Origin of the sequence: Paenimyroides tangerinum, assembly GCF_003865405.1 — a bacterium.
Classification (GTDB): Bacteria; Bacteroidota; Bacteroidia; order Flavobacteriales; family Flavobacteriaceae; genus Flavobacterium; species Flavobacterium tangerinum.
Map to the genome: position 1 here is coordinate 1 of NZ_RQVQ01000094.1, position 2,538 is coordinate 2,538.

Sequence of the window (2,538 nt, forward strand, 5' to 3'; positions counted from 1 at the left end):
TGCAAAAAACGGCTATAGTATACCACCTTCAGCGGATTAAAGTGAGCATAGCGCAACGGCTCAAAGTGAACCACCTTCAGCGGATGAAAGTGAACCACTAAAAATCGATTCTATCTGTACAGATTTCCCGATCTTTTTAATTAAAAAAAGATCATGGCAAATAGACAAATAGATATGCGAAAAATAAAACAGATTTTTAAACTCTACAGCGAAGGTGTCAGCAAGCGTAAAATAAGTCTAATTATAGGACTTTCCCGCAACACCATCACTAAGTATATTGATTTTTTTAAACGTTACAGCCTTACTAGTTACGAAGTGTCGGCAATGACACACGAGGAACTTAGTAACTTGTTTAAATCCGACCATAAGGACAAAAGTCCCCAGTTATTAACTTTAGAAAAATACTTTCCTTATTTTGATAAAGAGCTTCGAAAAACCGGAGTTACCAAAGAACTGCTCTGGCAGGAATATTATACCAAACATCCCGATGGTTATAAAATTACCCAGTTTAGATATTGGTATCGAGAATGGGCAAAAGAAGTATCTCCGGTGATGCACTTTACCCATAAAGCTGGGGACAAGCTATTCATCGACTTTACCGGGAAGAAGCTCTCCATTGTAGATCCTCATACAGGAGAAATACAAGATCTGGAAGTTTTTGTATGTGTTTTGGGCAGCAGTCAATATACGTATGTAGAAGCTTGTGAGAGTCAAAAGAAAGAAGATTTCATGGCCTGCGTTGAAAATGCACTTTGGTTTTACGGAGGCGTCCCTCAGGCTTTGGTTCCAGATAATCTAAGAGCTGCCGTGACCAAAAGCAGCCGGTACGAGCCTAAGGTAAACGAAGATTTTGCCGACTTTGCTACCTACTATGAAACAGTAGTATTACCCACTAGGGCCTATAAGCCCAGAGACAAGGCTATTGTTGAAAATGCTGTTCGCATTATATATACCCGCGTATTTGCTCCGTTACGCAATGAGACCTTCCATAGTAAATCCGAACTCAACAAAGCCATATTAGAACAGCTTAAATTACATAACAACATGTCTTTTAGGGGCCGCGAGTACTCACGCTATTCTTTGTTTGAAGAGGTTGAAAAACACCAACTCCAAGCACTCCCATCAAAACGATATGAGATCAAACGTTCCGCAAATGCGACGGTTCATAAAAACAGTCATATTTACTTCGGAAAAGACAAACACTACTACAGCGTACCCTATAAACATATAGGAAAACAGGTTAAAGTTATTTATTCTGATAACGCCGTGGAAGTTTATCATCAGCAGGAAGTACTGGCAGTACATACACGATCAAAACAAAAATATGGCTACACCTCCTTAAAGGAACACATGCCGTCCCATCACCGTTTTGTCAGTGAATGGAGTAGTGAAAAATTTATTGCATGGGCTCACCAGATAGGGGATCACTGCAAAATATTGATCATTAAAATACTGGACAAAAAACAACATCCTGAGCAATCTTTTAAATCCTGCTTGGGAATATTGCACCTCGCCAAAAAAGTAGGCAATATACGATTGGAAAATGCTTGTAAACGCGCTTTGGAATACGGTGCGCACAACTACAATATTATAGAACGCATCCTTAAAAACGGGTGGGATACTTTAGATGAGCAGGTAGAAGAACAACCCGATATACCACGGCACGACAATATTAGAGGCAGTAATTATTATAAATAAATTAAAACTTAAACGATGAATACACAGACATTAGAACACATGAAACAGCTAAGGTTATACGGAATGTATAGAGCTTTTGAGGGGAGTTTATTACCGCAGAACACAAACCTCTACACCAATGATGAACTAATTGCATATCTCCTTCAGAGTGAATGGGATGACCGGCAAAACCGGAAGATAGAGCGATTAACGAAAGCCGCACATTTTAGGTACAGTGCCGTCATGGAAGCTATCGATTATGATGCTTCAAGATGCTTGGATAAAAATCAAATACAACGCTTCTCCAGTTGCAATTTTATAGCACAAAAACAGAACATACTTGTTACCGGGAGCACCGGCGCAGGAAAAAGTTATATGGCATCTGCAATTGGGCATCAAGCTTGCTCATTGGGATACAAAGTGATGTATTTTAACACCAATAAACTGTTTACAATGCTAAAAACATCAAAAGCAGATGGTTCCTATTTAAAACAGATCAATAAACTAGAAAAACAAGATTTACTGATCCTAGATGACTTTGGGCTTAAAGCTTTGGACACGATCAATAGGAATTCTTTTATGGAAATTATAGAAGACAGGCATGGTAAACACAGTACTATCATTGCCTCGCAATTACCAGTTGAAGCATGGCATGATATTATCGGGGAACAAACCATAGCAGATGCTATTTTGGATCGCCTCGTACATACTGCACATAGAATAGATATTAAAGGGGAATCTATGCGCAAGAAATTAAAAAATAATTATTAAATTTATAAACAGATGAATCGTTTTTGAGTACTTGCTTTGCTATGCTCACTTTCATCCGCTGCGAGTGGTTCACTTTATCCGTTCTATCCA

At 38.7% G+C, this 2,538-nt stretch carries 2 protein-coding genes; both read left to right on the plus strand.

What is annotated here, in order from left to right; all coding sequences use genetic code 11:
* The first annotated feature begins 153 nt into the window (after window positions 1-153).
* Window positions 154-1,698 (plus strand): IS21 family transposase, encoded by a 1,545-nt coding sequence (gene istA, locus EG240_RS16260; protein WP_125020379.1) that lies wholly within the window; start codon window positions 154-156, stop codon window positions 1,696-1,698.
* A gap of 15 nt (window positions 1,699-1,713) precedes the next feature.
* Entirely contained in the window at window positions 1,714-2,448 is a 735-nt protein-coding gene (gene istB / locus EG240_RS16265; RefSeq protein ID WP_125020380.1) for an IS21-like element helper ATPase IstB, read from the plus strand.
* Window positions 2,449-2,538 lie beyond the last annotated feature (90 nt).